The sequence below is a fragment of the Pseudomonas sp. NPDC089996 genome, assembly GCF_044748405.1.
Taxonomy (GTDB): domain Bacteria; phylum Pseudomonadota; class Gammaproteobacteria; order Pseudomonadales; family Pseudomonadaceae; genus Aquipseudomonas.
The window spans coordinates 99,237-123,426 of the sequence record NZ_JBIVGA010000004.1 but is presented as its reverse complement, the minus strand read 5'-3'; the positions used below and the strand labels follow the sequence as shown (position 1 = coordinate 123,426).

The 24,190-nt window shown below is 61.2% G+C and carries 18 protein-coding genes, 2 tRNA genes and 2 pseudogenes; 15 read left to right on the top strand and 7 right to left on the bottom strand.

Annotated elements, in window-relative coordinates:
- Positions 1-265 precede the first annotated feature (265 nt).
- The 6 genes and pseudogenes from ACIPW4_RS08440 to ACIPW4_RS08415 all read left to right on the top strand — a co-directional run bounded on the left by ACIPW4_RS08440 (position 266) and on the right by ACIPW4_RS08415 (position 6,942).
- Positions 266-1,453 carry an ATP phosphoribosyltransferase regulatory subunit gene (locus ACIPW4_RS08440; RefSeq protein ID WP_400656633.1) on the top strand — a complete coding sequence of 396 codons (1,188 nt, stop codon included), beginning with the start codon at positions 266-268 and terminating at the stop codon, positions 1,451-1,453.
- A 55-nt stretch (positions 1,454-1,508) separates the two neighbouring features.
- The gene (locus ACIPW4_RS08435) at positions 1,509-2,801 is read left to right on the top strand and encodes an adenylosuccinate synthase (RefSeq protein ID WP_400656632.1); all 1,293 of its coding nucleotides are present in this window, start codon (positions 1,509-1,511) and stop codon (positions 2,799-2,801) included.
- 599 nt (positions 2,802-3,400) lie between these two features.
- Positions 3,401-4,141, top strand: a pseudogene (locus ACIPW4_RS08430) (HAMP domain-containing protein); the annotation flags it as partial.
- Positions 4,115-4,999, top strand: coding sequence for a methyl-accepting chemotaxis protein (locus ACIPW4_RS08425; protein ID WP_400657230.1), 885 nt, complete (start codon positions 4,115-4,117; stop codon positions 4,997-4,999). The pseudogene ACIPW4_RS08430 and the gene ACIPW4_RS08425, both read left to right, overlap by 27 nt.
- A gap of 475 nt (positions 5,000-5,474) precedes the next feature.
- Positions 5,475-5,963, top strand: coding sequence for an Hcp family type VI secretion system effector (locus ACIPW4_RS08420; RefSeq protein ID WP_400656630.1), 489 nt, complete (start codon positions 5,475-5,477; stop codon positions 5,961-5,963).
- 9 nt (positions 5,964-5,972) lie between these two features.
- Positions 5,973-6,942: pseudogene (locus ACIPW4_RS08415) on the top strand (hypothetical protein).
- Between the two features lie 421 nt (positions 6,943-7,363).
- On the opposite strand, the gene ACIPW4_RS08410 reads toward ACIPW4_RS08415, so the two are convergent.
- The 4 genes from ACIPW4_RS08410 to ACIPW4_RS08395 form a co-directional block, all read right to left on the bottom strand.
- Positions 7,364-8,929, bottom strand: coding sequence for an ABC transporter permease (locus ACIPW4_RS08410; protein WP_400656628.1), 1,566 nt, complete (start codon positions 8,927-8,929; stop codon positions 7,364-7,366).
- Positions 8,929-9,942, bottom strand: a complete 1,014-nt coding sequence (locus ACIPW4_RS08405) for an extracellular solute-binding protein (RefSeq protein ID WP_400656627.1) — start codon at positions 9,940-9,942, stop codon at positions 8,929-8,931. The genes ACIPW4_RS08410 and ACIPW4_RS08405 overlap by 1 nt, the downstream gene beginning before the upstream one ends.
- A gap of 180 nt (positions 9,943-10,122) precedes the next feature.
- Positions 10,123-10,209: transfer RNA gene (locus ACIPW4_RS08400), tRNA-Leu, on the bottom strand.
- A gap of 87 nt (positions 10,210-10,296) precedes the next feature.
- Positions 10,297-10,383 (bottom strand) — tRNA-Leu (locus ACIPW4_RS08395).
- Positions 10,384-10,654: 271 nt separating this feature from the next.
- Between ACIPW4_RS08395 and rnr the strand changes: the two genes are divergently transcribed.
- From rnr to ACIPW4_RS08355, 8 genes are all read left to right on the top strand, one after another.
- The gene (gene rnr, locus ACIPW4_RS08390; protein WP_400656625.1) at positions 10,655-13,231 is read left to right on the top strand and encodes a ribonuclease R; all 2,577 of its coding nucleotides are present in this window, start codon (positions 10,655-10,657) and stop codon (positions 13,229-13,231) included.
- Entirely contained in the window at positions 13,228-13,974 is a 747-nt protein-coding gene (gene rlmB / locus ACIPW4_RS08385) for a 23S rRNA (guanosine(2251)-2'-O)-methyltransferase RlmB (protein WP_027920757.1), read from the top strand. The genes rnr and rlmB overlap by 4 nt, the downstream gene beginning before the upstream one ends.
- 355 nt (positions 13,975-14,329) lie before the next feature.
- A complete protein-coding gene (gene rpsF / locus ACIPW4_RS08380) occupies positions 14,330-14,755 on the top strand; it encodes a 30S ribosomal protein S6 (RefSeq protein WP_013974420.1) in 426 nt (141 codons plus the stop codon).
- Positions 14,756-14,783: 28 nt separating this feature from the next.
- On the top strand, positions 14,784-15,014 hold the full coding sequence (gene rpsR / locus ACIPW4_RS08375) for a 30S ribosomal protein S18 (RefSeq protein WP_003249563.1): 231 nt from the start codon (positions 14,784-14,786) through the stop codon (positions 15,012-15,014).
- 33 nt (positions 15,015-15,047) lie between these two features.
- Positions 15,048-15,911, top strand: a complete 864-nt coding sequence (locus ACIPW4_RS08370) for a hypothetical protein (RefSeq protein ID WP_400656623.1) — start codon at positions 15,048-15,050, stop codon at positions 15,909-15,911.
- A 20-nt stretch (positions 15,912-15,931) separates the two neighbouring features.
- Positions 15,932-16,378 (top strand): 50S ribosomal protein L9, encoded by a 447-nt coding sequence (gene rplI, locus ACIPW4_RS08365; protein ID WP_012316464.1) that lies wholly within the window; start codon positions 15,932-15,934, stop codon positions 16,376-16,378.
- A 111-nt stretch (positions 16,379-16,489) separates the two neighbouring features.
- Positions 16,490-17,887 (top strand): replicative DNA helicase, encoded by a 1,398-nt coding sequence (gene dnaB, locus ACIPW4_RS08360; protein WP_201202901.1) that lies wholly within the window; start codon positions 16,490-16,492, stop codon positions 17,885-17,887.
- Between the two features lie 223 nt (positions 17,888-18,110).
- Entirely contained in the window at positions 18,111-20,414 is a 2,304-nt protein-coding gene (locus tag ACIPW4_RS08355) for a YgiQ family radical SAM protein (protein ID WP_400656620.1), read from the top strand.
- A gap of 127 nt (positions 20,415-20,541) precedes the next feature.
- Here ACIPW4_RS08355 and ACIPW4_RS08350 read toward each other — a convergent pair whose 3' ends face one another.
- Positions 20,542-21,129, bottom strand: coding sequence for a TIGR00730 family Rossman fold protein (locus ACIPW4_RS08350; protein WP_400656618.1), 588 nt, complete (start codon positions 21,127-21,129; stop codon positions 20,542-20,544).
- A gap of 348 nt (positions 21,130-21,477) precedes the next feature.
- Here ACIPW4_RS08350 and azu point away from each other — a divergent pair, with 348 nt between their 5' ends.
- On the top strand, positions 21,478-21,927 hold the full coding sequence (azu, locus tag ACIPW4_RS08345; protein WP_400656617.1) for an azurin: 450 nt from the start codon (positions 21,478-21,480) through the stop codon (positions 21,925-21,927).
- 111 nt (positions 21,928-22,038) lie between these two features.
- Here the strand turns inward: azu and nadE are convergent, their stop codons facing one another.
- Both nadE and pncB read right to left on the bottom strand, forming a co-directional pair.
- Positions 22,039-22,866, bottom strand: coding sequence for an ammonia-dependent NAD(+) synthetase (nadE, locus tag ACIPW4_RS08340; protein ID WP_400656615.1), 828 nt, complete (start codon positions 22,864-22,866; stop codon positions 22,039-22,041).
- A 3-nt stretch (positions 22,867-22,869) separates the two neighbouring features.
- A complete protein-coding gene (pncB, locus tag ACIPW4_RS08335; protein ID WP_400656614.1) occupies positions 22,870-24,075 on the bottom strand; it encodes a nicotinate phosphoribosyltransferase in 1,206 nt (401 codons plus the stop codon).
- Positions 24,076-24,190: the final 115 nt, after the last annotated feature.

The window sequence follows — 24,190 nt, the reverse complement described above, 5'->3', positions numbered from 1 at the left end:
CTGGCAGCTAAAACACCAGGCGGGGTGCATCCTGAATGAAAAGGGGTGTATGATGAGGCAGCCGGGAAATTTCCCGGCTTTTTTGCGTCTGCAAGGTTGATTGGCAAAGCGCCAGTTGACGGTTTGGTCAGCTCGCAAGGCAATTCGAGGGTGTCGGGTACGGTGGCTGCGCTGGGATCAGTGCTGCCCGCTGCTGTGCGCGATACCGGCTTTACTGACGGCTCGCCTGCTGGCAAGCCGCCCGGACCAGAGGGGAAAAGGCGTAATGGCAACGGTAGACCGCTGGCTGCTGCCAGATGGCATCGAGGAAGTACTGCCACCTGAGGCTGCGCGCATCGAGATCGCGCGCCGCCAGGTGTTGGACCTGTTCCAGAGTTGGGGCTACGAACTGGTCGTCACCCCGCATATCGAGTACCTGGAGTCGCTGCTCACCGGCGCCGGCCAGGACCTGGATCAGCGCACCTTCAAGGTGGTCGACCCGCAGTCGGGCCGCCTGATGGGCTTCCGCGCCGACTTCACCCCGCAGGTAGCGCGCATCGACGCCCACACCCTGCGCCGTGAAGGTCCGAGCCGCCTGTGCTACGCCGGCAGCGTGCTGCACGCGCAGCCGCGTGCCCTGTCCACCTCGCGCAGCCCGATTCAGCTGGGCGCCGAGCTGTATGGCGATGCCAGCCCGACCAGCGACGTCGAGGTCATCAGCCTGATGCTCGCGACGCTGCAGCTGACCGATGTTGCCGATGTGCACATGGACCTTGGTCATGTCGGTATCTACCGCGGCCTGGCCCGTGCCGCCGGCCTGTCGGGTGCCGTCGAGCAGCAGCTGTTCGACGCCCTGCAGCGCAAGTCCGTCGACGAAGTACAGGCGCTGACCGCCGACCTGCCCAAGGACCTGGGCAACATGCTGCGCGCCCTGGTCGAACTGTGCGGTGGCCGTGAAGTGCTGGCCGAAGCCCGCGTGCGCCTGGGCCGTGCCCCGGCCAGCGTGCTGGCGGCGCTCGACGACCTGCTGGCGATCGCCGATCGCCTGGCGTCGCGCTACCCCGAGCTGCCATTGTATTTCGACCTCGGCGAACTGCGCGGCTACAACTATCACACCGGCGTGGTGTTCGCCGTGTTCGTGCCGGGCGAAGGTCAGTCGATCGCCCAGGGCGGCCGCTATGACGACATCGGCGCCGACTTTGGCCGGGCACGCCCGGCCACCGGTTTCTCCACGGATTTGAAGACCCTGGTCACACTGGGGCGAGCGGAGGTCGTATTGCCAACTGGCGGCATCTGGATGCCGGACAGTGGCGACGCGGCCCTCTGGCAGCAGGTCTGCCAGTTGCGCAACGAGGGCCAGCGTGTGGTCCAGGCTCTGCCTGGCCAGCCGTTGAGTGCTGCTCTCGAGGCGGATTGTGATCGGCAATTGATTCAGCAAGACGGGCGCTGGCAGGTTCTGCCGCTGGCCCAGTGAGTTTCTGCGTCGGCAAAGGCCGGCAACCAAGTTTGCGTGAATGAGGAACAATGTAATGGGTAAGAATGTCGTCGTCCTGGGCACCCAGTGGGGTGATGAGGGCAAAGGCAAGATCGTCGATCTGCTGACCGAACATGCTGCCGCAGTAGTGCGCTACCAGGGTGGCCACAACGCGGGCCACACCCTGGTGATCAACGGTGAAAAGACCGTTCTGCACCTGATTCCCTCGGGCATCCTGCGCGAAGGCGTACAGTGCCTGATCGGCAACGGCGTAGTCGTTGCTCCGGACGCCCTGATGCGTGAAATCACCAAGCTGGAAGAGAAGGGCGTACCGGTGCGCGAGCGCCTGCGCATTTCCCCGGCTGCTCCGCTGATCCTGTCGTACCACGTTGCCCTTGACCAGGCACGTGAAAAGGCCCGTGGCGAAGCCAAGATCGGCACCACCGGCCGCGGCATCGGCCCAGCCTACGAAGACAAGGTCGCACGCCGCGGCCTGCGCGTTGGCGACCTGTTCCACCGCGAGCGTTTCGCCGCCAAGCTGGGTGAGCTGCTGGACTACCACAACTTCCAGCTGGTGAACTATTACAAAGAGCCGGCCATCGACTTCCAGCAGACCCTGGACGAGTGCATGGCCTACGCCGAACAGCTCAAGCCGATGATGCTCGATGTCACCGCCGAGCTGCACAACCTGCGCCGCGCCGGCAAGGACATCATGTTCGAAGGCGCCCAAGGTTCGCTGCTGGACATCGACCACGGTACCTACCCGTACGTTACCAGCTCCAACACCACCGCTGGCGGCATCTCCACTGGTTCCGGCGTTGGCCCGATGTACCTGGACTACATCCTGGGTATCACCAAGGCCTACACCACGCGCGTCGGTTCCGGTCCGTTCCCGACCGAACTGTTCGACGAGACCGGCGCCACCCTGGCCAAGCGTGGCCACGAGTTCGGTTCGACCACCGGCCGTGCCCGTCGTTGCGGCTGGTTCGATGCCGTCATCCTGCGTCGCGCCATCGACGTCAACAGCATCTCGGGCATCTGCCTGACCAAGCTGGACGTGCTGGACGGCCTGGAAACCATCAACATCTGCGTTGGCTACAAGAACGAGAACGGTGCCGTCATCGACGCGCCTTCCGATGCCGACAGCTACATCGGCCTGGAGCCGGTGTACGAAGAGATGCCAGGCTGGAGCGAATCGACCCTGGGCGTGAAAACCCTGGAAGCGCTGCCGCAAGCTGCGCGTAACTACATCAAGCGCATCGAAGAGCTGGTCGGCGCGCCGATCGACATCATTTCGACCGGCCCGGACCGCAACGAGACCATCGTCCTGCGTCATCCGTTCGCCTGATCTGCCCTCCAGGCTGATCTGACGCCGCGGTCCTGAAAAGGACCGCGGCGTTTTCATTTCTGGAGTTTGCCAATGTCGGCCCATTCGCGGGTAAACCCGCACCCACAGGTACTGTGCAAGCCCTGAAATTTCGCGATTCCTGTGGAGAGTCCCATTGCTAGACCTTGGCGTTTATCCCTGCTGTGTACGGCACAACCCTTGCTGTAAGAAGTTTCTGTAGATGCCATCAGAATAGTGGCGCCAGAAAACACGAGGGTTCCACCGTGTCTGCCATCCTTTCACTGTTACGAAGCCGCCTCTTGCGGCCTGTGTTTGTTGCCCTTGGTATCGCCCTTTTGGTGCAAGTGCTGGTTGCCGTTGCGCTGACCCGCAACACAGTGACTGCGCTGGAGGCCGACCTGGGTGAACGGCTTGGCAACGATAGCCGCCAGCTCGCCGGTGAGCTGGAGCAGGCGGGCCAGGATGTTCGCGGGGGGCTGGAAAGCCTTTCCAGTAGCACTCGCCAGCGGCTCAGTGCCGGCCTGTCCACTCGTCTGCAGGACGAGCAGAAGCAATTGCGCGCCACCCTGGAGCAAAACCTCAAGGACTCGGCCAACGACATGGCGCAGCTGCTGGCCTCTGTCGCCCCACGGGCGATATGGGACAACGATGTGCCGACGCTTTCCGACTTTGCGCGCCGCGCACAGCGCAACCCTAATGTGCTGTTCGTGATCTACGACGACGCCCAGGGCCAGCACCTGACTCGTTACCTGAACCGGCAGAACCCGATCAACCAGGCGCTGATCGAGAGGGGGCAGGGCGAGCGGACGCTGGACAAGGTGCTCGACGCCGCGCGCCGCGATCCATCGGTGTATTTCGTCGAAGCCTCGATCAATCCCAATGGTGCCGAGATCGGCAAAGTCCTGATGGGTGTGTCCACGGCCGGCGTCGACCAGGCGCTCAAGGCCCTCGACCAGCGCTTCAATGCCCTGATCGCCAGTGGCGAGCAACTGGTCGGCGATAGCCTGGGCGCTGCGGCGGCCGACAGTGGCAAGGCCTTGCGCGAGCGCCTGGAAACCGCGCAGGCCAGCGCCACTGCGATGCAGGCCAATACCGCGCAAACCGTGCGCGATGCGGCTGCCGAACTGCGCTGGCGAATCGGCCTGGGCCTGGTGGTGGTCGGCCTTGGCGTGTTGCTGGTGGTGGCCCTGGTGCTGGGGCGCCAGGTGCTCAGCAAGCTGCGCCTGCTGATCGTTGCGCTCAACGACTTGGCCGCCGGCGAAGGCGACTTGACCAAACGCGTGACCCTCGACAGCCGCGACGAGATCGGTGACATGGCCTCGGCGGTCAACCGCTTCGTCGACAAGCTGCAGCCCATCGTCCGCGAGGCGGGTGAGGTGGCTCAGCGCACCGGTATCGAGATCGGCGCGATGGCCCAGCGCAATGCCGGCGCCGATGCCGCAGCGGCGCTGCAGCGTGACGAAGTGGCCGCCAGCCTGCGCGACCTGTCGAGCATGGCTGACGAGGCTCAGGCTGAGAGCCATGCCATGCAGGCGGCATTACAGCAGGTGGTGGACATTCGCCAGGCAACCGACGAGAACAGCCGTTCCTCGACGCAGCTGGCGAGCCTGATCGAGAACCTGGCCGGTCAGGTCGAGACGGGCTCGCAGGTGATCGAGCGTCTGGCCAAGCAGAGCGAGCAGATCGAGGTGGTACTCACGGTCATCCATGGCATTGCCGAGCAGACCAACCTGCTCGCCCTCAATGCTGCAATCGAGGCTGCACGCGCTGGCGAGACGGGGCGCGGGTTTGCCGTAGTGGCCGATGAGGTGCGCGCGCTGGCGAGCAAGACCCAGAGCTCTACCGGCGACATTCAGGCGCACATCGCCGCGCTGCAGAAAGGTGCCAAGGAGGCGGTGGCGACCATCAGTCAGGCGGGGCTCAAGGCCAGCGAAGGGCTGTTGGTGCTACGTGACAACGAGCGCCGCCAGCAGTCAGTGCAGGCTGCGGTGGAGCAGGTGCATGCGGCCATCGGCCTGGCGACCCACGCCGCCGAGCAGCAAGCCCACGGCGCACAGGCCGTGCGTGGACGGGTGGAGAACATCCATGCCCAGGCTGAACGCTCGGCCGAAGTGGTGATGCAGACCACCGCCAGCAGCAAGGTGCTGGATGGCCTGGCAGCGCAGCTGCGTGCCAGTCTGGGCCAGTTCAGAGCATGACGACTGCGCGGTGCCTGTGTGAGAGCAACTGTATTTGCGCAAAGTTGGCGAGGCCCCCCTGTGGGAGCCGCGCTTGCCGGCGATGGGTCGCGAAGCGACCCCGGCAATGTCAGCCTTGATGCACAAGCTCAAGGGTTGCCAAGTAGCCCTTTCGCGATACATTGCGAAACTGCTTCCCATCCCCGGCCCCTGAGCGCCATCGGGTTCACGTTCTAAGATTTTCCCGGCCGGTGATCAGATCGTTGGGAAACATTGATTTACAAGATCAAGTCGCTATCAACGCCAAAGTTGTAGGAAATTTCCCAAAGTCTTCTTGGTAGATAGATTTTCATTGCGCGCATAAAAACTGATAGCTAGTGTCGATTGGGCCTGGAGACGCTCAGCCTTATCTGCTGTTTTCCTTCAAGGCAGCCTAACAACGGCGAAGTCGACTGTCGTCGTTATTCAGCCCAATCTTTACCAAGGAGAGGTAAGCATGGCTTTCGATGCTTATATTCAAATCGCGGAAATTACTGGCGAAGCACTGGACGAGCAGTTCCCTAACTGGATCGAGATTGCTGGCTACAAGTTCGGTGTCAACCAGGGTACCTCTGCCACTGCCAGCTCTGCGGGCGGCGCATCATCAGGCCGTACCACCCTCACCAATTTCTCCTTCACCAAGCACCTGGACAGCGCCAGCTGCAAGCTGCTGGAAGCCAGCTGTGCCGGTCAGCACCTGAAGGAAGTGAAGCTGGTGGTCTGCCGCGCCGGTGGCGACAAGCTCAAATACTACGAGGTCGTCCTCGAAGAAGTGATTATCGCCGACTACGCCCAGAGTGCCAGAGCTGGGGTGCCTATGGAAATCGTGCAGCTGAACTACGGACGCATCAAGACCACCTACACGCGGCAGAAACGCTTCGATGGCAGCGCCGGTGGCAACATCACCGGGGGTTGGGATCGCATCAATAACAAGAAGTACGCGTGAGGTGCGACCATGTCCGAGGCACGTAGCTACATTAATCCAAAAGCGCAGTCCTATGAGTCGCTGAAGGCCGATACACCCATGAACGGGAGTCAGCAGGCCAAGTTTGATGTGTTGAATGCGCATATCGTCAACACTGTTGTTTTCCCTGGTGAACTGATAATCGTTGGTGACCCAAGCACGCCGTCCTGTACTGCTCATGAGGCATTTCTCATGGGTAAGGCGTTAAGTATCCACCTTGACATCGAATTGAACGGCGGTGGGTTTGACGGGTTTCTTCTGGAGAATTTTGAGCTGCTGCAGAGCCTTCTGGCCCGCGCTTCCATCGGTGCTGGCACAGCTAGTGATGCTTGGAGTAAGCATCTTGAAGCTATCAAGAAAACGTTAGAAGAGATAGAACAGCTGCACCGAGATTATTTGCGTCAGGGCACGTTGAGGGCTCGTGATGAATTTTACTCGAAGCGTACAGCGTTGTTTTTGAAGTTGGAAGCGCAGCTAGATAGTATGGCTGCGTATGGGGCAGGGTTGCGCAGTCGGGGTAAAATCAAGCATGCGCTGGATATATCCACCAAAAGATTTCTTCACGGTGGTGAGATTAAAGGGTATGCAGAAAAGATATTGGCGTGGCAAGGGCGGCTAATTGTGTGAAAAAAGGTACGTATTTAGGGATGGCGCTTGAAGTGGCGTCAACCGAATTGTCGATTCGTAACGCTTGCGTGCTTGGGAGGGAGGAAGAATGTAGAAAGGCTAAGTATGTCGAGAGAAATTCGCTACTTGCGGGATTGGGGCTAGGAGGAATTGGTGGGAAAGTCGGGGGCGTACTAGGGCCAATAGCTTGTGTTGCTGCAGGTATCCCCACCAGTGGAACGGCAACTTTTGCATGCGTGGTATTGGGGGCGCGGCTGGAGGTATTGCTGGCGGTGAGTTTGGCGAAGTGTTGGGAGAAAGAGTAGGGGAGATTTTGTATGAGGTAGTGCGATGAGTAATTTGCATATGGCAGTTCTTGGTGTGATTGTAATTATTTCGCCGTTTTTGATGTTAGGTGTATGGATGTTCGTTGCGCATCGATATCTGGACCGTGTCGAGTCAGCCTTGTCAAATAGCCGAATGGTGGCTGTGAACAGAGAAATATATGCTCATACTGGGCTGCCGGGGAAAGTCATGCGGCTAGGGTCAATTTCTGCAATGCTATCTATGAGGTATTTTAGCGTTCGAAAGGGTTTATTAGATAGCGATGACCTTGCTAAGACTCCCGTCGACCTGCAAAAGCTGTTAGTCCGCTTGTGGTCTGTACAAATTTGCCTGATTGCACTGATTGTGCTGTTTTTTGTTTGGATAGAGTACTGGAGGTAAACGCATGGGTCGTTCGGAAATCCAGGCTGCTCACCAGCCTGGATTCATTCTCAAGCCTTGTTCAAATACATCCGCGTAGTCAGCAAATACACCGGCAAGCCCGATACCACAATCAACAGCGCCGCATATGGCGCCGCCGCCGCAAACTCGACGTTGGCGGTATGCGCCCAGACCTCTGTGGCCAGGGTGGTCATGCCAGTCGGGCTGAGCAGCAGGGTGGCGGTAAGCTCCTTCATGGCATCAAGAAACACCAGTGCAAACGCCGCCGCCAGCGCCGGGAAGATAATCGGCAAGGTCACCCGGCAGAACGCTGCGAAGCTGCTGGCGCCCAAGGTGCGGGCTGCTTCTTCGAGTGTTGGTGAGGCCTTGTTCAGCGCGGTACGCACCGGTGCCTGTGCCAGCGGCAGGAACAGCAGCGCATAGGCCAGTAGCAACAGTGCGGTGGTCTGGTACAGCGCTGGCACGTAGTGCAGCGAGAACACCACCAGCGTCAGCGCAATCACCAGTCCGGGCAGGGCGTGCAACAGGTACGGCAGGCGCTCGGCCCAGATCGCCAGGCGGCCTTTGTAGCGCACCACCAGAAAGCTCACCGGCAGCGCCAGTAGCACGCAGACGCCTGCACCACCCAGCGACACCGACAGCGAAGTCAGCAGTGCCTTGCTGATCGCTGCCACCGGGAAGGCTGCCGACGAACCCACGCTCAGCCAGTAACCCAGCATGGCCAGCGGAATACCGCTGCCAAGAATCGCCAGGCCCAGGCAGAACAGTTGCGCCAACGGCATCCAGCCCCGCAGGCGCACCGGCTGCCCGCGGCGTGCCACGCCCTGGCCGATCCGCACATGGCGGGCCTTGCCGCGTACACGCAGCTCCAGCCACAGCATCAGCAGGCAGAGCGCCAACAGCACGGCCGAGAGCATCGCCGCATTGGCGTTGCTGAACTCCAGTTCGAATTGCTGGTAGATCGCCGTGGTGAAGGTCTGCAGGCCGAGGATCGACAGCGCGCCGAACTCGACCAGCATGTGCAGGGCGATCAGCAGAGCGCCGCCAAGCATCGACGGCCACAGCAGTGGCAGGGTGATCTTGCGGAACACGCCCCAGCGGCTGTAACCCAAGGTACGTGCCGACTCTTCCAGCGACGTATCGAGGTTGCGCAGGGTGGCGGCCACCGGCAGGAACACCAGCGGGTACTTGGACAATGCCATGACCAGGATTGCCCCGCCAAGGCCTTCGAAGTCCGAGCTCAGCGACACCCAGGTGAAGCTGCTGACGAACGACGGTACGGCGAATGGCAGGCACAGCACCACGCCCCACAGCCGGCGGCCGGGCAGGTTGCTGCGCTCGAGCAGCCAGGCCAGGGCCAGGCCGACCACCATGCACGCCAGCGTCACCCCGGCCATCAGCATCAGGGTGTTCTTCATCAGCCCCCAGACGAACGGGCGCCAAAGCAGGTGCAGGGCTTCGCGCCAGCCGGCTTCCCAGGCTTTCATGGCGACGTACAGCAAAGGCAGCAAGCTCATTGCCACCAGGAACAGCACAGGCAGCAGCACCCAGATCGAGGGGCGCTTGCGGCGCGGTACGAAGCGTACCGGTACCGGCTCGGACAGGGCGGCGGTCATCAGAGCAAACCGACCTCGCGCTCAAGCTCCAGCGCTTCCTCGGCATTGCCCAGGTCGGCTGGCGAGATTTTTGGCGGGCGCAGGTCTTCGAACGGCTTCAGGCCGCGGTCGGAGACCATGCCTTTGTGCAGCGGGTACTCGGCGGTGGTCTGAGTGATCACGCGCTGGCCTTCTTCGCTGGCCATCCAGTTGAGCAGCGCCTGGGCTTCTTTCGGGTGCTTGCTGGCCTTGACTGCGGCAGCACCAGAGATGGTCACCAGGTTGCCAGCGTCGCCGTCGGCCAGGTAGTACAGCTTGGAATCCAGCTTGCCGCGCTCGCGCTCCAGGGCGTACCAGTAGTAGTTGTTAACGAGTACGGCAGCGACTTCGCCTTTTTCCACGGCCTTCAGTGCGACCATGTTGTTGGTGTAGGTCTTGCCGAAGGCTTTCAGGCCGGTCAGCCATTCTTCGGTGGCTTCACGCCCGTGCATCTTAAGGATGGCGACGGCCTGTTCCTGGAATGCCCCACTGGTCGGCACGAAGCCGACACGGCCTTCCCATTCCGGATTGGCGAAATCCATGACGGTGGTCGGCAGGTCTTTTTCGTCGATTTTCTTCGGGTTGAATACCACCACGCGGGTGCGCGCGGTCACGCCCATCCAGGTGCCGTTTGCGCCGACGTATTCCTTGGGCAGCATGTTCAGGGTGGCGTCGTCGATCTTCGCCAGCAGGCCCAGCTCGCCCAGGTTGTTCAGGGGCGGGGACTCTTCGGTGTAGATGATGTCGGCCGGCGAGCGGTCGCCTTCCTCGATGATCTGGCTGGCCAGCTGGTTGCTGCTGCCCTTGCGGATGTTGATGTGGATGCCGGTCTTGGCCTCGTAGGCCTTGGCAATGGCTTCGCCGATTTCCTTGTGCTGGCCGTTGTACATGGTCAGCGTGACCGGTTCGTCTGCCAGGGCGGCCGGAGCGCCGATCACCAGGCTCAGAACTGCGGCGGCCAGGGTGCGCATCAGCGGTTGCGGGCGGATCGTCATGCGGGTACTTCCTCGCTTACGGCTACATATTCGGAAACAATGGTAAACGAAATCGTTTCTCAAGTGGCCGGGTGACGAGAAATTCATGGTCAGACAAACGTGTGATGCCGGCGAGGGGTGAAGCGGATGCAAAAAACGCAGGCAAGAAAAAACCCACTAGCAAGCTAGTGGGTTTTAGTATGGTGCCCAGGAGAAGACTCGAACTTCCACGACCGTTAAGTCACTGATACCTGAAACCAGCGCGTCTACCAATTCCGCCACCTGGGCAAAGCTTTACATCATCTGCAGAAGGCGACTATCGTTCGCTTTCACACAGTAGTAACAGATCCTTGGTCATCTGTTACTTGAAATACTTGGTGCCCAGGAGAAGACTCGAACTTCCACGACCTTGCGGTCACTGATACCTGAAACCAGCGCGTCTACCAATTCCGCCACCTGGGCACACATTCGAGATAAAAGATGCTTTACAGCGCCGCTCATCTCTACTACAACTTCGGGCTTGTCCGTCGTTGTGGTGCGCACTATACGGACGGTCCGAGGGGCTGTAAACCCCCCAAGCAAAAAATTTTTCAAAAAATTCAACTTGTTGATTCCGAAGGCCTATTGCCCCTCTCTATACCCAGCAGCGGGGGCTGTCCAAGGCTGACATTTCCGGTTTCAATACGCACATGCCAGAATTCATATCTATATACCCCAAGGTGAACCCCTTCTGATGGCCGATTGGCAATCCCTCGATCCCGAGGCCGCTCGCGAAGCGGAAAAATACGACAACCCCATTCCCAGCCGTGAGCTGATCCTGCAGCGCCTTGCCGACCGTGGCGAACCGGCCGCGCGCGAGGAGCTGGCGGCAGAGTTCGGTCTTCATGAAGAAGACCAGATCGAAGCCCTGCGCCGCCGGCTGCGTGCCATGGAGCGTGACGGCCAGCTTATCTATACCCGGCGTGGCACCTATGCCCCGGTAGACAAGCTGGACCTGATCTGCGGCCGTGTCTCCGGCCACCGTGACGGCTTCGGCTTCCTTATCCCGGATGACGGCAGCGACGACTTGTTCCTCAGCCCGTCGCAGATGCGCCTGGTATTCGACGGCGACCGCGGCCTTGCCCGCGTCTCGGGTGTCGACCGCCGCGGCCGCCGTGAAGGCGTGCTGGTCGAAGTCATCTCCCGTGCCCATGAGAGCGTGGTCGGCCGCTACTTCGAAGAAGGCGGCATCGGCTACGTGACCCCGGACAACCCGAAGATCCAGCAGGAAGTGCTGGTCACCGCCGGGCGTAACGGTGGCGCCAAGATCGGCCAGTTCGTCGAGATCAAGATCACCCACTGGCCGACGCCGCGCTTCCAGCCCCAAGGTGATGTGGTCGAGGTGATCGGCAACTACATGGCGCCGGGCATGGAAATCGACGTTGCCCTGCGCAGCTACGACATTCCGCATGTGTGGCCCAACGATGTGGTCAAGGAAGCGCGCAAGTTCCGCTCCGAAGTCGAAGAGAAGGACAAGGAGAAGCGCATCGACCTGCGCCACCTGCCGTTCGTCACCATCGACGGCGAGGATGCCCGCGACTTCGACGACGCCGTTTACTGCGAACCGCTGGGCAAGCTGCGCATGTTCTCTGGCGGCTGGCGCCTGTATGTGGCGATCGCCGACGTTTCCAGCTATGTGCGCCTGGGTTCGGCTCTGGACAACGAAGCCCAGCAGCGTGGCAACTCGGTGTACTTCCCCGAGCGCGTGGTGCCGATGCTCCCCGAGGAGCTGTCCAACGGTCTGTGCTCGCTGAACCCGCACGTCGATCGCCTGGCCATGGTCTGCGAGATGACCATGAACAAAGCCGGCCAGATGGTCGACTACCAGTTCTACGAAGGCGTCATCCACTCCCATGCCCGCCTGACCTACAACAAGGTCAGCAGCATGCTCGAGCATGCCCGTACCCGGGAGGGCAAGGCGCTGCGCGAGGAGTACAAGGAAGTCCTGCCGGACCTGAAGAACCTGTACAACCTGTACAAGGTGCTGCTGGATGCCCGCCATGCCCGGGGCGCTATCGACTTCGAGACTCAGGAAACCCGCATCATCTTCGGCGACGAGCGCAAGATCGCGGAAATCCGCCCGACCGTGCGCAACGATGCCCACAAGTTGATCGAGGAGTGCATGCTGGCCGCCAACGTCGCCACTGCAGCGTTCCTGCAGAAGCACGAAGTACCAGCCCTTTACCGCGTGCACGACGGCCCGCCGCCGGAGCGCCTGGAAAAACTGCGCGCCTTCCTCGGCGAGCTGGGCCTGACCCTGCACAAGGGCAAGGACCCGTCGCCGAAGGATTACCAGGCCCTGCTGGCAAGCATCGCCGGGCGCCCGGATTTCCATCTGATCCAGACCGTGATGCTGCGCTCGCTGAGCCAGGCGGTGTACAGCACCGACAACAATGGCCACTTCGGCTTGAACTACGAGGCGTATACCCACTTCACCTCGCCGATCCGCCGTTACCCGGATCTGCTGGTACACCGCGCCATCCGCAGCGTCATCCGTTCCAGGGTCGATACCCCGCACGTCAAGCGTGCCGGTGCCATGAGCATTCCCAAGGCGCGTATCTACCCGTACGACGTCAATGCCCTCGAACAGCTCGGCGAGCAGTGCTCGATGACCGAGCGCCGCGCCGACGAAGCTACCCGTGACGTGGTCAACTGGCTCAAGTGCGAGTTCATGAAGGACCGCGTGGGCGAAACCTTCCCGGGTGTGATCACCGCGGTCACCGGTTTCGGCCTGTTCGTCGAACTGACCGACATCTATGTGGAAGGCCTCGTGCACGTCAGCGCGCTGCCGGGCGACTACTACCACTTCGATCCGGTGCACCACCGCCTGTCGGGCGAGCGTACCGGGCGCAGTTTCCGCCTGGGCGATACCGTCGAGGTCAAGGTCATGCGCGTCGACCTCGACGAGCGCAAGATCGACTTTGAAGTCTCCGAGCAGCAGCTCAAGGCGCCGATTGGTCGCAAAGGGCGTGGTACTGCCGCGCCAGCCGCCGAGAAGCCCGAGCCGGCGGTAGAAGCGAAGGCCACGCCAAAACCGCGTAGTCGCAAGAGCGAAACGGCCGAGGCGTACTTCCCGAAAGATGCCGTGCAGCGCAATGCCGAAGTGCGCAAGAGCCGTGAAATGAAAAAGGCGCTGATGACCGAGGCGCGCAGCGGCGGCCACGCCAGCAGCAAGTCGGACAAGGGCGGCAAGCCGTCCGGCAAGCCGACCAAGCACCGTAAAGGCCCGCCGAAGTCCGGTGCGCCACGCAAGAGCAAGAGCAAGTCATGAGTCAGCTGGAAAAGATCTACGGCGTGCACGCCGTGCAGGCATTGCTGCAGCACCATCCCAAGCGGGTCAAGCAGATCTGGCTGTCGGAAGGGCGCAGTGAGCCGCGCATCCAGGCGCTGCTGGAGCTGGCTGCGGAAAACCGCGTGCCGGTCGGCCAGGCCGAACGCCGTGAGCTGGATGCCTGGGTCGAGGGTGTGCATCAGGGCGTGGTCGCCGAGGTCAGTCCGAGCCAGGTGTGGGGCGAGCTGATGCTCGAAGAGCTGCTCGAGCGCAGCGAAACGCCGCCACTGATCCTGGTGCTGGACGGCGTGACCGACCCGCATAACCTTGGCGCCTGTCTGCGCACCGCCGATGCAGCCGGTGCCACGGCAGTGATCGTGCCCAAGGACAAGTCGGCAACCTTGACCCCTGTGGTGCGCAAGGTGGCCTGCGGCGCGGCGGAGGTGATTCCGCTGGTGGCCGTGACTAACCTGGCGCGCACGCTGGAGAAACTGCAGCAGCGTGGCCTGTGGGTGGTCGGTACCGCTGGCGAGGCCGAGCAGGAGATTTACCAGCAGGACCTGACAGGTCCGCTGGTGATGATCATGGGCGCGGAAGGCAAGGGCATGCGCCGGCTGACCCGCGAGCATTGCGATTTCCTGGTGAAATTGCCGATGAGCGGTAGCGTCAGCAGCCTGAACGTGTCGGTGGCAACCGGCGTGTGCCTGTTCGAGGCCGTGCGTCAGCGTCAGGCCAAGCGCTGATGGTGATCTTTGACCGTGCGCCAGCTCTTGTAGGAGCGGCCTTGTGTAGCGAAAGGACCGCGAAGCGGTCCCGGCGATCTGTATCTTGATGCAAAAACCCTGGGGCCGCTTTGCGGCCCTTTCGCGACGCAAGGCCGCTCCTACAGGCGATCAATGCCAGCTCAGCAATAAAGTGTTTCCTGCTGTTCAAATAATCACCAGTGACCTTGCTTGTGCGCCCCGCCTTCTCTACAATTGCGCCCCTTGCCGAGCTGGCAGGCGCACATGTGCCTCCCCTCCGTGCAAGACATACAGTGTCATTCACTCCTTGTCTGACCAGATTCGCTGGCAGACTACTAACCCGTAAGGAGCATTCATGCGTCATTACGAAATCATCTTCCTGGTTCACCCGGACCAGAGCGAGCAAGTCGGCGGCATGGTTGAGCGTTACACCAAGCTGATCGAAGAAGATGGCGGCAAGATCCACCGCCTGGAAGACTGGGGCCGTCGTCAACTGGCCTACGCAATCAACAATGTTCACAAGGCTCACTACGTGATGCTGAACGTTGAGTGCACCGGCAAGGCCCTGGCCGAGCTGGAAGACAACTTCCGCTACAACGATGCCGTTATCCGTAACCTCGTCATCCGTCGCGACGAAGCCGTAACCGGCCAGTCCGAGATGCTGAAGGCTGAAGAAAACCGCAGCGAGCGCCGTGAGCGTCGTGAGCGTCCTGAGCATGCTGAATCCGCCGACGGCGACGACAGCAATGACAGCGACTCCAGCGATAACGCTGACGAGTAATCCACGGACCTTTAGAGGAGCCTATTAAATGGCACGTTTCTTCCGTCGTCGTAAATTCTGCCGCTTCACTGCTGAAGACGTGAAAGAGATCGACTTCAAAGATCTCAACACCCTGAAAGCTTACGTATCCGAAACCGGCAAGATCGTTCCAAGCCGTATCACCGGTACCAAAGCTCGTTATCAGCGTCAGCTGGCTACCGCTATCAAGCGCGCCCGCTTCCTGGCCCTGCTGCCCTACACCGACAGCCACGGCCGCTGAGACCGGGTCGTCGACAAGCAGTAAGGGACTAGCATGCGAGCGTTAGCAAGTTTCATCATGCGCGGTCGTGTGCAGGCCACCCTGGTGGTGGTCATCAGCGCGGTACTGCCGCTGCTGTTCTGGTTGAGTGCCGCTGCCTGCAGCCTTGTGCTGCTGCGGCGTGGGTTCAAGGATGCTTCAACGGTCATTGCCGGCGGCCTGCTGGCCGGGCTGGCCGTGTGGTTCATGGGCGATCCGATCACCTTTTTGGTGATTGCCGGTGCCCTGGGCCTGGCGGCGCTGTTGCGCGCCGAGCATCCCTGGAGCCGTGTGCTGGTTGCCAGTGCCGTGTTTGCCGTGGTTTTCAGCCTCGTGCTCGACATGGCCCTGGCGCAGACCTTCGATGTGCTGGCCAAGGCGTTTGCCGAAGCCATGCCGAAAATCGAAGGTGAGCCGGTGCTCTCCGGTGAGCTGATCCGCCCTGTGCTGGTCGCTTCCACAGCAGTGACGGTGCAATTGTTCAGCGTGTTGGCCCTGGTGCTGGCGCGTTATTGGCAGGCAGCGTTGTACAACCCTGGAGGCTTCGGCCGCGAGTTTCGCGAGCTGAAGTTGCCGAAACAGACCATGGCGGTCTTGGTGGCAGTAATGGTGGTGGCGCCGTTTATCGGCTCGCAGTTCATCATTCTGGCATCGGCGTCGAGCCTGGTTCTGGTGCTGGCTGGCATCGCCTTGATGCACGGGCTGGTGGCACAGGGGCGACTGGCCGGTTTCTGGCTGGTGGGCATGTACGTGACGTTGCCGCTGATCATGCAGCTGATCTACCCGTTGCTGATGGTCCTGGCCATTGTCGACAGCCTGATTGATTTTCGCGGTCGCAAGTCCCCTCCGGGGAAAGACTCCGCGAACGGTGAAGGTTAAAAGTTAAGAGGTTTTACCAAATGGAACTGATCCTGCTGGAAAAAGTCGCTAACCTGGGCAACCTGGGCGACAAAGTTAAAGTTAAGGCTGGTTACGGCCGTAACTTCCTGCTGCCATTCGGCAAGGCCACCGTTGCCAACGCCGCCAACCTGGCTGCGTTCGAAGAGCGTCGCGCCGAGCTGGAAAAAGCAGCAGCTGACCGTAAATCGTCGGCTGAAAGCCGCGCTGCCCAACTGGCCGAGCTGGAAGTGACCATCACTGCCACCGCTGGCGACGAAGGCAAGCTGTTCGGTTCGATCGGCACCCACGACATCGCTGACGCCCTGACCGCCTCCGGCGTTGAAGTGGCTAAAGCTGAAGTTCGTCTGCCGAACGGCACCATCCGTCAGGTTGGCGAATACGACGTAGCCGTGCACCTGCACAGCGACGTTGAAGCCACCGTACGTGTGGTCGTCGTAGCTGCCTAAGCTGCGCTGACGGGTGGTCCCTCACGGGATAGCCGGTTAACATCGGGCACGGTCCTGTTCATTCAGGCCGTGCCCTTTGTCTTTTTCATCCTCCAGAATTCTTTCGTGGCCATGAACGAGATCACCAACTCCGAACAGCTCGACCTGCAAACCGCTGCCCTGAAGGTGCCGCCGCATTCCATCGAGGCCGAACAGGCCGTGCTCGGTGGCCTGATGCTGGACAACAATGCCTGGGAGCGGGTGCTGGACCAGGTGTCGGATGGCGATTTCTACCGGCATGACCACCGCCTGATCTTCCGTGCCGTGCACAAGTTGGCCGACGCCAACCAGCCATTCGACGTGGTGACCCTGCACGAGCAGCTGGACAAGGAAGGCCTGTCGTCCCAGGTCGGCGGCCTGGCGTACCTGGCCGAACTGGCCAAGAACACCCCGTCGGTGGCCAACATCAAGGCCTATGCCGCGATCATTCGCGAGCGGGCAACCTTGCGTCAGCTGATCAGCATCAGCACCGACATTGCCGACAACGCTTTCAACCCGCAGGGGCGCAACGCCGAAGAAATCCTCGACGATGCCGAACGGCAGATCTTCCAGATCGCCGAGGCGCGTCCGAAGACCGGTGGCCCGGTGGGGGTCAACGAACTGTTGACCATGGCCATCGACCGTATCGACACGTTGTTCAACTCCGACAGCGACATCACCGGTATCTCGACCGGTTACACCGACCTCGACGAGAAGACCAGCGGTTTGCAGGCTGCGGACCTGATCATCGTCGCGGGCCGTCCGTCGATGGGCAAGACCACCTTCGCCATGAACCTTGTGGAAAACGCCGTGCTGCGCAGTGAGAAGGCAGTGCTGGTGTTCTCCCTCGAGATGCCAGGTGAATCGCTGATCATGCGTATGCTTTCGTCGCTTGGGCGCATCGACCAGACCAAGGTGCGTTCCGGCCAGCTCGATGACGACGACTGGCCGCGGCTGACCTCGGCGGTCAACCTGCTTAACGATCGCAAGCTGTTCATCGACGATACCGCCGGCATCAGCCCCTCGGAAATGCGCGCGCGTACCCGCCGCCTGGCCCGTGAGCATGGTGAAATCGGCATGATCATGGTCGACTACCTGCAGTTGATGCAGATTCCTGGCTCGGCCGGTGACAACCGGACCAACGAGATTTCCGAGATCTCGCGCTCCCTCAAGGCCCTGGCCAAGGAATTCAACTGCCCGGTCATCGCCCTGTCGCAGCTGAACCGCTCCCTGGAGCAGCGCCCGAACAAACGCCCGGTGAACTCCGACTTGCGTGAATCCGGTGCAATCGAGCAGGACGCCGACGTGATCATGTTCGTGTACCGCGACGAGGTGTACCACCCCGAGACCGAGCACAAGGGCGTGGCGGAAATCATCATCGGTAAACAGCGTAACGGCCCCATCGGCTTCGTGCGCCTGGCGTTCATTGGCAAGTACACCCGCTTCGAGAACCTCGCGCCGGGCATGTACAACTTCGACGATGACGAATAAGGGCTGAGCGAGAACCCTGTGGGATCGGGTTTATCGGGGCGCCGAACCGCCGCGAATGCGATGTCAGCTCTTACGCCGCATTCGCGGGTAAACCCGCTCCCACAGGGAGTGAAGTTTTGTTTCGTCGATCATCATGAATCCGACAACCACCGTCGGATTTGGTCAAAATTTGTGCTATATTCCGCGCCCGCGATTTCCCTGCACACCAGAACCGGTCACTGACATGCAAGCAGCCAAACCACTCTACGACTATCCCAAGTACTGGGCCGAATGCTTCGGGCCAGCACCATTCCTGCCGATGAGCAGGGAGGAGATGGATCAGCTCGGCTGGGATTCCTGCGACATCATCATCGTGACCGGTGATGCCTACGTCGACCACGCATCGTTCGGCATGGCCATCATCGGCCGCCTGCTGGAAGCCCAGGGCTTCCGTGTGGGCATCATCGCCCAGCCGAACTGGCAGTCCAAAGACGACTTCATGAAGCTCGGCGAGCCGAACCTGTTTTTCGGCGTCGCGGCCGGCAACATGGACTCGATGATCAACCGCTACACCGCGGACAAGAAGATCCGCTCCGACGACGCCTATACCCCAGGTGGCCTGGCGGGCAAGCGGCCGGACCGTGCCAGCCTGGTGTACAGCCAGCGCTGCAAGGAAGCCTACAAGCACGTACCGATCGTGCTCGGCGGCATCGAGGCCTCGCTGCGTCGTATCGCCCACTATGACTACTGGCAGGACAAGGTTCGTCACTCGATCCTGATCGACGCCAGCGCCGATATCCTGCTGTATGGCAACGCCGAACGGGCCATCGTTGAAGTGGCCCAGCGCCTGTCGCAGGGTGAAAGCATCGAGCAGATCACCGATGTGCGCGGCACCGCCTTCGTGCGCCGTGACACGCCGCAAGGCTGGTTCGAGATCGACTCCACCCGTATCGACCGCCCGGGCCGCGTCGACAAGATCATCAACCCGTACGTGAACACCCAGGACACCCAGGCCTGTGCCATCGAGCAGGCCAAGGGCGACCAGGAAGACCCGAACGAAGCCAAGGTCGTACAGATCCTCGACAGCCCTAGCGTCACCCGGGAAAAGTCGGTGATTCGCCTGCCGTCGTTCGAAAAAGTGCGTAACGACCCGGTGCTCTACGCCCACGCCAACCGCGTTCTGCACCTGGAGACCAACCCGGGTAACGCCCGTGCGCTGGTGCAGAAGCACGGCGAAGTGGACGTGTGGTTCAACCCGCCACCCATTCCCATGACCACCGAGGAAATGGACTACGTGTTCGGTATGCCCTACGCGCGTATTCCGCATCCGGCCTATGGCAAGGAGCGCATCCCGGCTTACGAGATGATCCGTTTCTCGGTGAACATCATGCGTGGCTGCTTCGGCGGCTGCACCTTCTGCTCGATCACCGAGCACGAAGGCCGCATCATCCAGAACCGCTCCCACGAGTCGATCCTCAATGAGATCGAGGAAATGCGTGACAAGGTGCCGGGCTTTACCGGCGTGGTTTCCGACCTTGGCGGCCCGACCGCCAACATGTACCGCATCGCCTGCAAGAGCCACGACATCGAGAAGCATTGCCGCAAGCCGTCTTGCGTGTTCCCGGGTATCTGCGAGAACCTCAACACCGACCACAGCTCGCTGATCGAGTTGTACCGCAAGGCCCGTGCCTTGCCGGGTGTGAAGAAGATCCTGATCGCCTCGGGCCTGCGCTATGACCTGGCGGTGGAGTCACCGGAATACGTCAAGGAGCTGGTCACCCATCACGTTGGCGGCTATCTGAAGATTGCCCCGGAGCACACCGAGCGTGGCCCGCTGGACAAGATGATGAAGCCGGGCATCGGCACCTATGACCGCTTCAAGCGCATGTTCGAGAAGTTTTCGAAGGAAGCGGGCAAGGAGCAGTACCTGATCCCGTACTTCATCGCCGCCCACCCAGGCACCACCGACGAAGACATGATGAACCTGGCCCTGTGGCTCAAGGGCAACGGCTTCCGCGCCGACCAGGTACAGGCGTTCTACCCGTCGCCGATGGCTTCGGCCACGGCCATGTACCACTCGGGCAAGAACCCGCTGCGCAAGGTCACGTACAAGAGTGAAGGGGTGGAGATCGTCAAGAGCGACGAGCAGCGCCGTCTGCACAAGGCGTTCTTGCGCTATCACGATCCGAAGGGCTGGCCGATGCTGCGTGAAGCCTTGCAGCGCATGGGCCGTGCCGACCTGATCGGGCCGGGCAAGCACCAGCTGATCCCGCTGCACCAGCCGCAGACCGACACGTACCAGAGCGCGCGCCGCAAGAATTCGACCCCGGCCGGCAGCCACAAGGTGGGCAAGGAGCAGAAGATCCTCACCCAGCACACCGGCCTGCCGCCGCGTGGCAGCGATGGCAGCAAGCCGTGGGACAAGCGCGAGAAGGCCAAGGCCGAGGCGTTTGCCCGCAACCAACAGGCGGCCAAGGAGCGCAAGGAAGCGGCCAAGGGTGGTGGTGGCAAGGGCAAGAAGCCGCGTCAGCCGGTCATCCCTCGCTAACTGATCCAGTTTGGGACCGCTTTGCGGTCCTTTCGCGACACAAGGCCGCTCCTACAGGAGAACGCGTACTTCTGTAGGAGCGGCCTTGTGTCGCGAAAGGGCTGCAAAGCAGCCCCAAATCTGAGGTTCAATCAGGCTTCTTGCCGACCCACTTGGGCAGCACCGGCGATTCGAACCGCTCCATCCCGTCCAGCAGCTCATCTGCCTGCTGGGCCAGCAGCAACATGGCCCGATGCTGCGGCCGCACGAATCCTTCTTCGACGATATGGTCGAGGAACCCACCCAGTTTTTCATAGAAGCCATTCACATCCAGCAGCCCCAGTGGCTTGGCGTGATAGCCCAGTTGCCCCCAGGTCCACACCTCGAACAGCTCTTCCAGCGTACCCAGGCCACCCGGCAGGGCGATGAAGGCGTCGCTCAGCTCTGCCATGCGCGCCTTGCGCGCATGCATGCCGTCGACTACTTCCAGGCGGCTCAGGCCCTTGTGGCCGATTTCCGCATTCATCAAGCTTTCGGGGATGATCCCGACCACTTCGCCACCCGCTGCCATGGCCGCGTCGGCCACCACACCCATCAAGCCGACCGCGCCACCGCCATACACCAGGGTCAGGCCACGGCGAGCAATGGCTTCGCCCAGCGCGACGGCTGCTTCACGGTAGGCAGGGTTGGCGCCGATGCTGGCGCCGCAGAACACACACACGGAACGTACAGGCATTGCTCATCTCCAGTCATTCAGGGTGACAGGGTAGGACGTCTGCCTGTGGGTTCCAAGGGCGGTTTCACTCCGGACGGGAGAACTCGCAGCTGGCGCCAGTGGCGCCGTGGGCGTAGGCGGCGAGCAAGCTGTTCATGAAACTTGAAAGGGACATTGTGTTTGCTCCTAAATGAGAGGTTGTCCCATCGTCTATTAAAAGGGCATGATGTGCCCTTACATTGGTTGTATACAATCCATTGAACAATTCTACTGGCTGGCCACTTGACACCCCCTTGACCCATATCAGCAGGGGGCTGAACGGTTTCAGGCAGTCTCGCAATTGATAAAACCCTGCCAAGGAGATTCATGATGTTTGCGAAAGCTGTAGCGGTATCCCTGCTGACCCTCGCCAGCGCCTCCGTCTTCGCAGCCGAGTGCTCGGTGACCGTTGACTCGACTGACCAGATGTCCTACACCAGCAAGGAAATCACCGTCGACAAGAGCTGCAAGGAATTCACCGTCAAACTGACCCACTCCGGCAACCTGCCGAAGAATGTCATGGGCCACAACCTGGTGATCAGCAAGACTGCAGACATGCAGGGCATTGCTACCGAAGGTATGAGCCAGGGTCTGGAAAAGGACTACATCAAGGCCGACAACGCGAACATCATCGCCCACACCAAGATGATCGGCGCGCCGGAGAAGGAAACCGAAGTGAAGTTCGACACTTCCAAGCTGGAAGCTGGTGGTGACTACAGCTTCTTCTGCACCTTCCCGGGCCACATCTCGATGATGAAGGGCAAGGTTGTCGTCAAGTAATGACGGCTGTGTAGGCTTCTCAGGCCTATTCGCGGGCACGCCCGCTCCCACAGGTACTCCACAGATGCTGAATTTTGGGTACTTGTGGGAGCGGGCGTGCCCGCGAAGCTTTTAAGGAGCGAACGGCAGTTCGCGCTTGTGCTGGGTCTTGCGGTAGGTAGCGACGATGATGTCGAACGCTTCCTGATCCACCGGCAATCCGTGCAGGAAAGCATCGATCTGCTGGTAGGTCACGCCATGCGATGCCTCGTCAGGCTTGCCCGGCTCCAGATCTTCCAGGTCCGCAGTCGGTACTTTCTCCACCAGTGACTCCGGCGCACCGAAGCTGCGCGCTATCGCCCGTACCTGGTTCTTTACCAGCCCGCTCAGCGGCGCCAGGTCGCAGGCACCATCACCGAACTTGGTAAAGAAGCCCATCACCGCCTCGGCGGCATGGTCGGTGCCGATCACAAGGCCTGCGCGAGCGCCGGCGATGGTGTACTGGGCAACCATGCGCGTGCGTGCCTTGACGTTGCCGACCACGAAGTCCACCAGGGTGGGCGAGCCATTTTTCAACTCCACCACTTCCGCTGCCAGTGCCCGTACCGCCGGGGCGATGTCCACGGTGTGCACTTCATCGGCCTTGATCACCTCCAGGCAGGCCTGGGCGTCGTGCTCGTCGTGCTGTACCTGGTACGGCAGGCGCACGGCGATGAAGGTGTACGCCTTGTCGCCGGACTCGGCGCGCAGCTCGCTGACGGCGCGCTGGGCGAGCAGGGCGGCGGTCAGCGAATCGACGCCGCCGCTGATGCCCAGCACCAGGGTCTTTAGCCGGGCGTTGGCCAGGCAGTCCTTGATGAACGCCACGCGACGGGCGACTTCGGCCTCGAGCGCAGCGGCATCGGCGAACGGCGGCTGTACTTTCAGCGCCTGGGCAATCTCTTGCTGAACCGCTTGCATGGGTTACTCCTTGCTGGGGACTTTGAATACGTGACGCATGTAGGCGACGAAGTTCTCGTCGCGGCATTGGGTCTTGGCGGCTTCGTCCGAGATCTTTGCCACCGGCGAGCCGTTGCAGTCGGTCATTTTAAGCACGATGTTCATGGGCGCCACACCGGGGATGTCACAGGTGAGGTTGGTGCCGATGCCGAAACTGACGTTGATGCGACCGCGCAGGGCACGGAAGATTTCCAGCGAGCGGGTCAGGTTGAGGCCGTCGGAAAACACCAATGTCTTGGTCATCGGGTCGATACCCAGCTTCTGGTAATGGCCGATGGCCTTTTCCGCCCAAGCCACCGGCTCACCCGAGTCATGGCGCAGGCCGTCGAACAGCTTGGCGAAGTACAAGTCGAAATCGTTGAGGAAGGCATCCATGGTGATGCAGTCGGTCAGGGCGATGCCGAGCAGGCCGCGGTACTCGCGGACCCAGCAATCCAGCGCGGCGATCTGGCTGTCGATCAGGCGCGGGCCGAGTTGCTGATGGGCCATGATCCATTCGTGGGCCATGGTGCCCAGTGGCTTGATATCCAGCTTCCAGGCCAGGTCGACGTTGCTGGTGCCGACGAAGCGGCCCGGAAACTCGTCGCGCAGCGCGCGCACCACGTCCTCCTGCACACGGCTGGAAAAACGCCGACGGGTGCCGAAATCGGCCACCTGCAGCTCGGCCAGTTCGTCGTCGCTGGCGTGGGCGCGCAGCCAGTCGAACTTGCGGTACAGCTGATCACGGGCCTCGGCCAGGCGCATGCGCGGGTGCAGGTGGCGGTTGCGCACCTCGCTGATGATGGCCAGCAGTGGCACTTCGAAAAGGATCACATGCAGCCATGGGCCTTTCAGGCGCAGAAACAGCTGGTCGTGTTCGATGCCGATGCGCACATAGCGCAGGTTGAAGCGGAATAGACGCAAAAAGCGCAGGAAGTCGGGCTTGAGGAAGCTGATGCGCTCAAGAAAGCCCAGCTGGCCATCATCGAGAGTGAGGTCGCCTAGCAGGTCGAGCTGGTGGCGAATCTCGCCAAGATAGGGACGCAGATCCTCACCGTTGCGGCAGCGGAATTCCCATTCGACGTCGGCGTCCGGGTAGTTGTGTAGCACGCCCTGCATCATGGTCAGCTTGTAGAAGTCGGTGTCGAGCAGGTTGTGCACGATGCGCTCGGCGAATGCGCTCTCGCTCATCAAAAAGGGCTCCAGAAGCGGCGAATGGCGGACATTGTGCCAGTCTTTGGCCTTGTTGTACCGGTTCCGGCCGCATCACGGGCAGGCCCGCTCCCACAGGGCCAAATCAGGTGTT

Excerpts from the sequence above, each read along its gene's own strand:
- azu (WP_400656617.1), top strand. The coding sequence starts at position 21,478 with ATGTTTGCGAAAGCTGTAGCGGTATCCCTGCTGACCCTCGCCAGCGCC.
- ACIPW4_RS08420 (WP_400656630.1), top strand. The coding sequence starts at position 5,475 with ATGGCTTTCGATGCTTATATTCAAATCGCGGAAATTACTGGCGAAGCA.
- ACIPW4_RS08350 (WP_400656618.1), bottom strand. The coding sequence starts at position 21,129 with ATGCCTGTACGTTCCGTGTGTGTGTTCTGCGGCGCCAGCATCGGCGCC.
- ACIPW4_RS08405 (WP_400656627.1), bottom strand. The coding sequence starts at position 9,942 with ATGACGATCCGCCCGCAACCGCTGATGCGCACCCTGGCCGCCGCAGTT.
- pncB (WP_400656614.1), bottom strand. The coding sequence starts at position 24,075 with ATGAGCGAGAGCGCATTCGCCGAGCGCATCGTGCACAACCTGCTCGAC.
- rlmB (WP_027920757.1), top strand. The coding sequence starts at position 13,228 with ATGAGTCAGCTGGAAAAGATCTACGGCGTGCACGCCGTGCAGGCATTG.
- dnaB (WP_201202901.1), top strand. The coding sequence starts at position 16,490 with ATGAACGAGATCACCAACTCCGAACAGCTCGACCTGCAAACCGCTGCC.
- ACIPW4_RS08435 (WP_400656632.1), top strand. The coding sequence starts at position 1,509 with ATGGGTAAGAATGTCGTCGTCCTGGGCACCCAGTGGGGTGATGAGGGC.
- ACIPW4_RS08355 (WP_400656620.1), top strand. The coding sequence starts at position 18,111 with ATGCAAGCAGCCAAACCACTCTACGACTATCCCAAGTACTGGGCCGAA.
- ACIPW4_RS08370 (WP_400656623.1), top strand. The coding sequence starts at position 15,048 with ATGCGAGCGTTAGCAAGTTTCATCATGCGCGGTCGTGTGCAGGCCACC.
- rnr (WP_400656625.1), top strand. The coding sequence starts at position 10,655 with ATGGCCGATTGGCAATCCCTCGATCCCGAGGCCGCTCGCGAAGCGGAA.
- nadE (WP_400656615.1), bottom strand. The coding sequence starts at position 22,866 with ATGCAAGCGGTTCAGCAAGAGATTGCCCAGGCGCTGAAAGTACAGCCG.
- ACIPW4_RS08410 (WP_400656628.1), bottom strand. The coding sequence starts at position 8,929 with ATGACCGCCGCCCTGTCCGAGCCGGTACCGGTACGCTTCGTACCGCGC.
- rpsF (WP_013974420.1), top strand. The coding sequence starts at position 14,330 with ATGCGTCATTACGAAATCATCTTCCTGGTTCACCCGGACCAGAGCGAG.
- rplI (WP_012316464.1), top strand. The coding sequence starts at position 15,932 with ATGGAACTGATCCTGCTGGAAAAAGTCGCTAACCTGGGCAACCTGGGC.
- rpsR (WP_003249563.1), top strand. The coding sequence starts at position 14,784 with ATGGCACGTTTCTTCCGTCGTCGTAAATTCTGCCGCTTCACTGCTGAA.
- ACIPW4_RS08425 (WP_400657230.1), top strand. The coding sequence starts at position 4,115 with ATGGCCTCGGCGGTCAACCGCTTCGTCGACAAGCTGCAGCCCATCGTC.
- ACIPW4_RS08440 (WP_400656633.1), top strand. The coding sequence starts at position 266 with ATGGCAACGGTAGACCGCTGGCTGCTGCCAGATGGCATCGAGGAAGTA.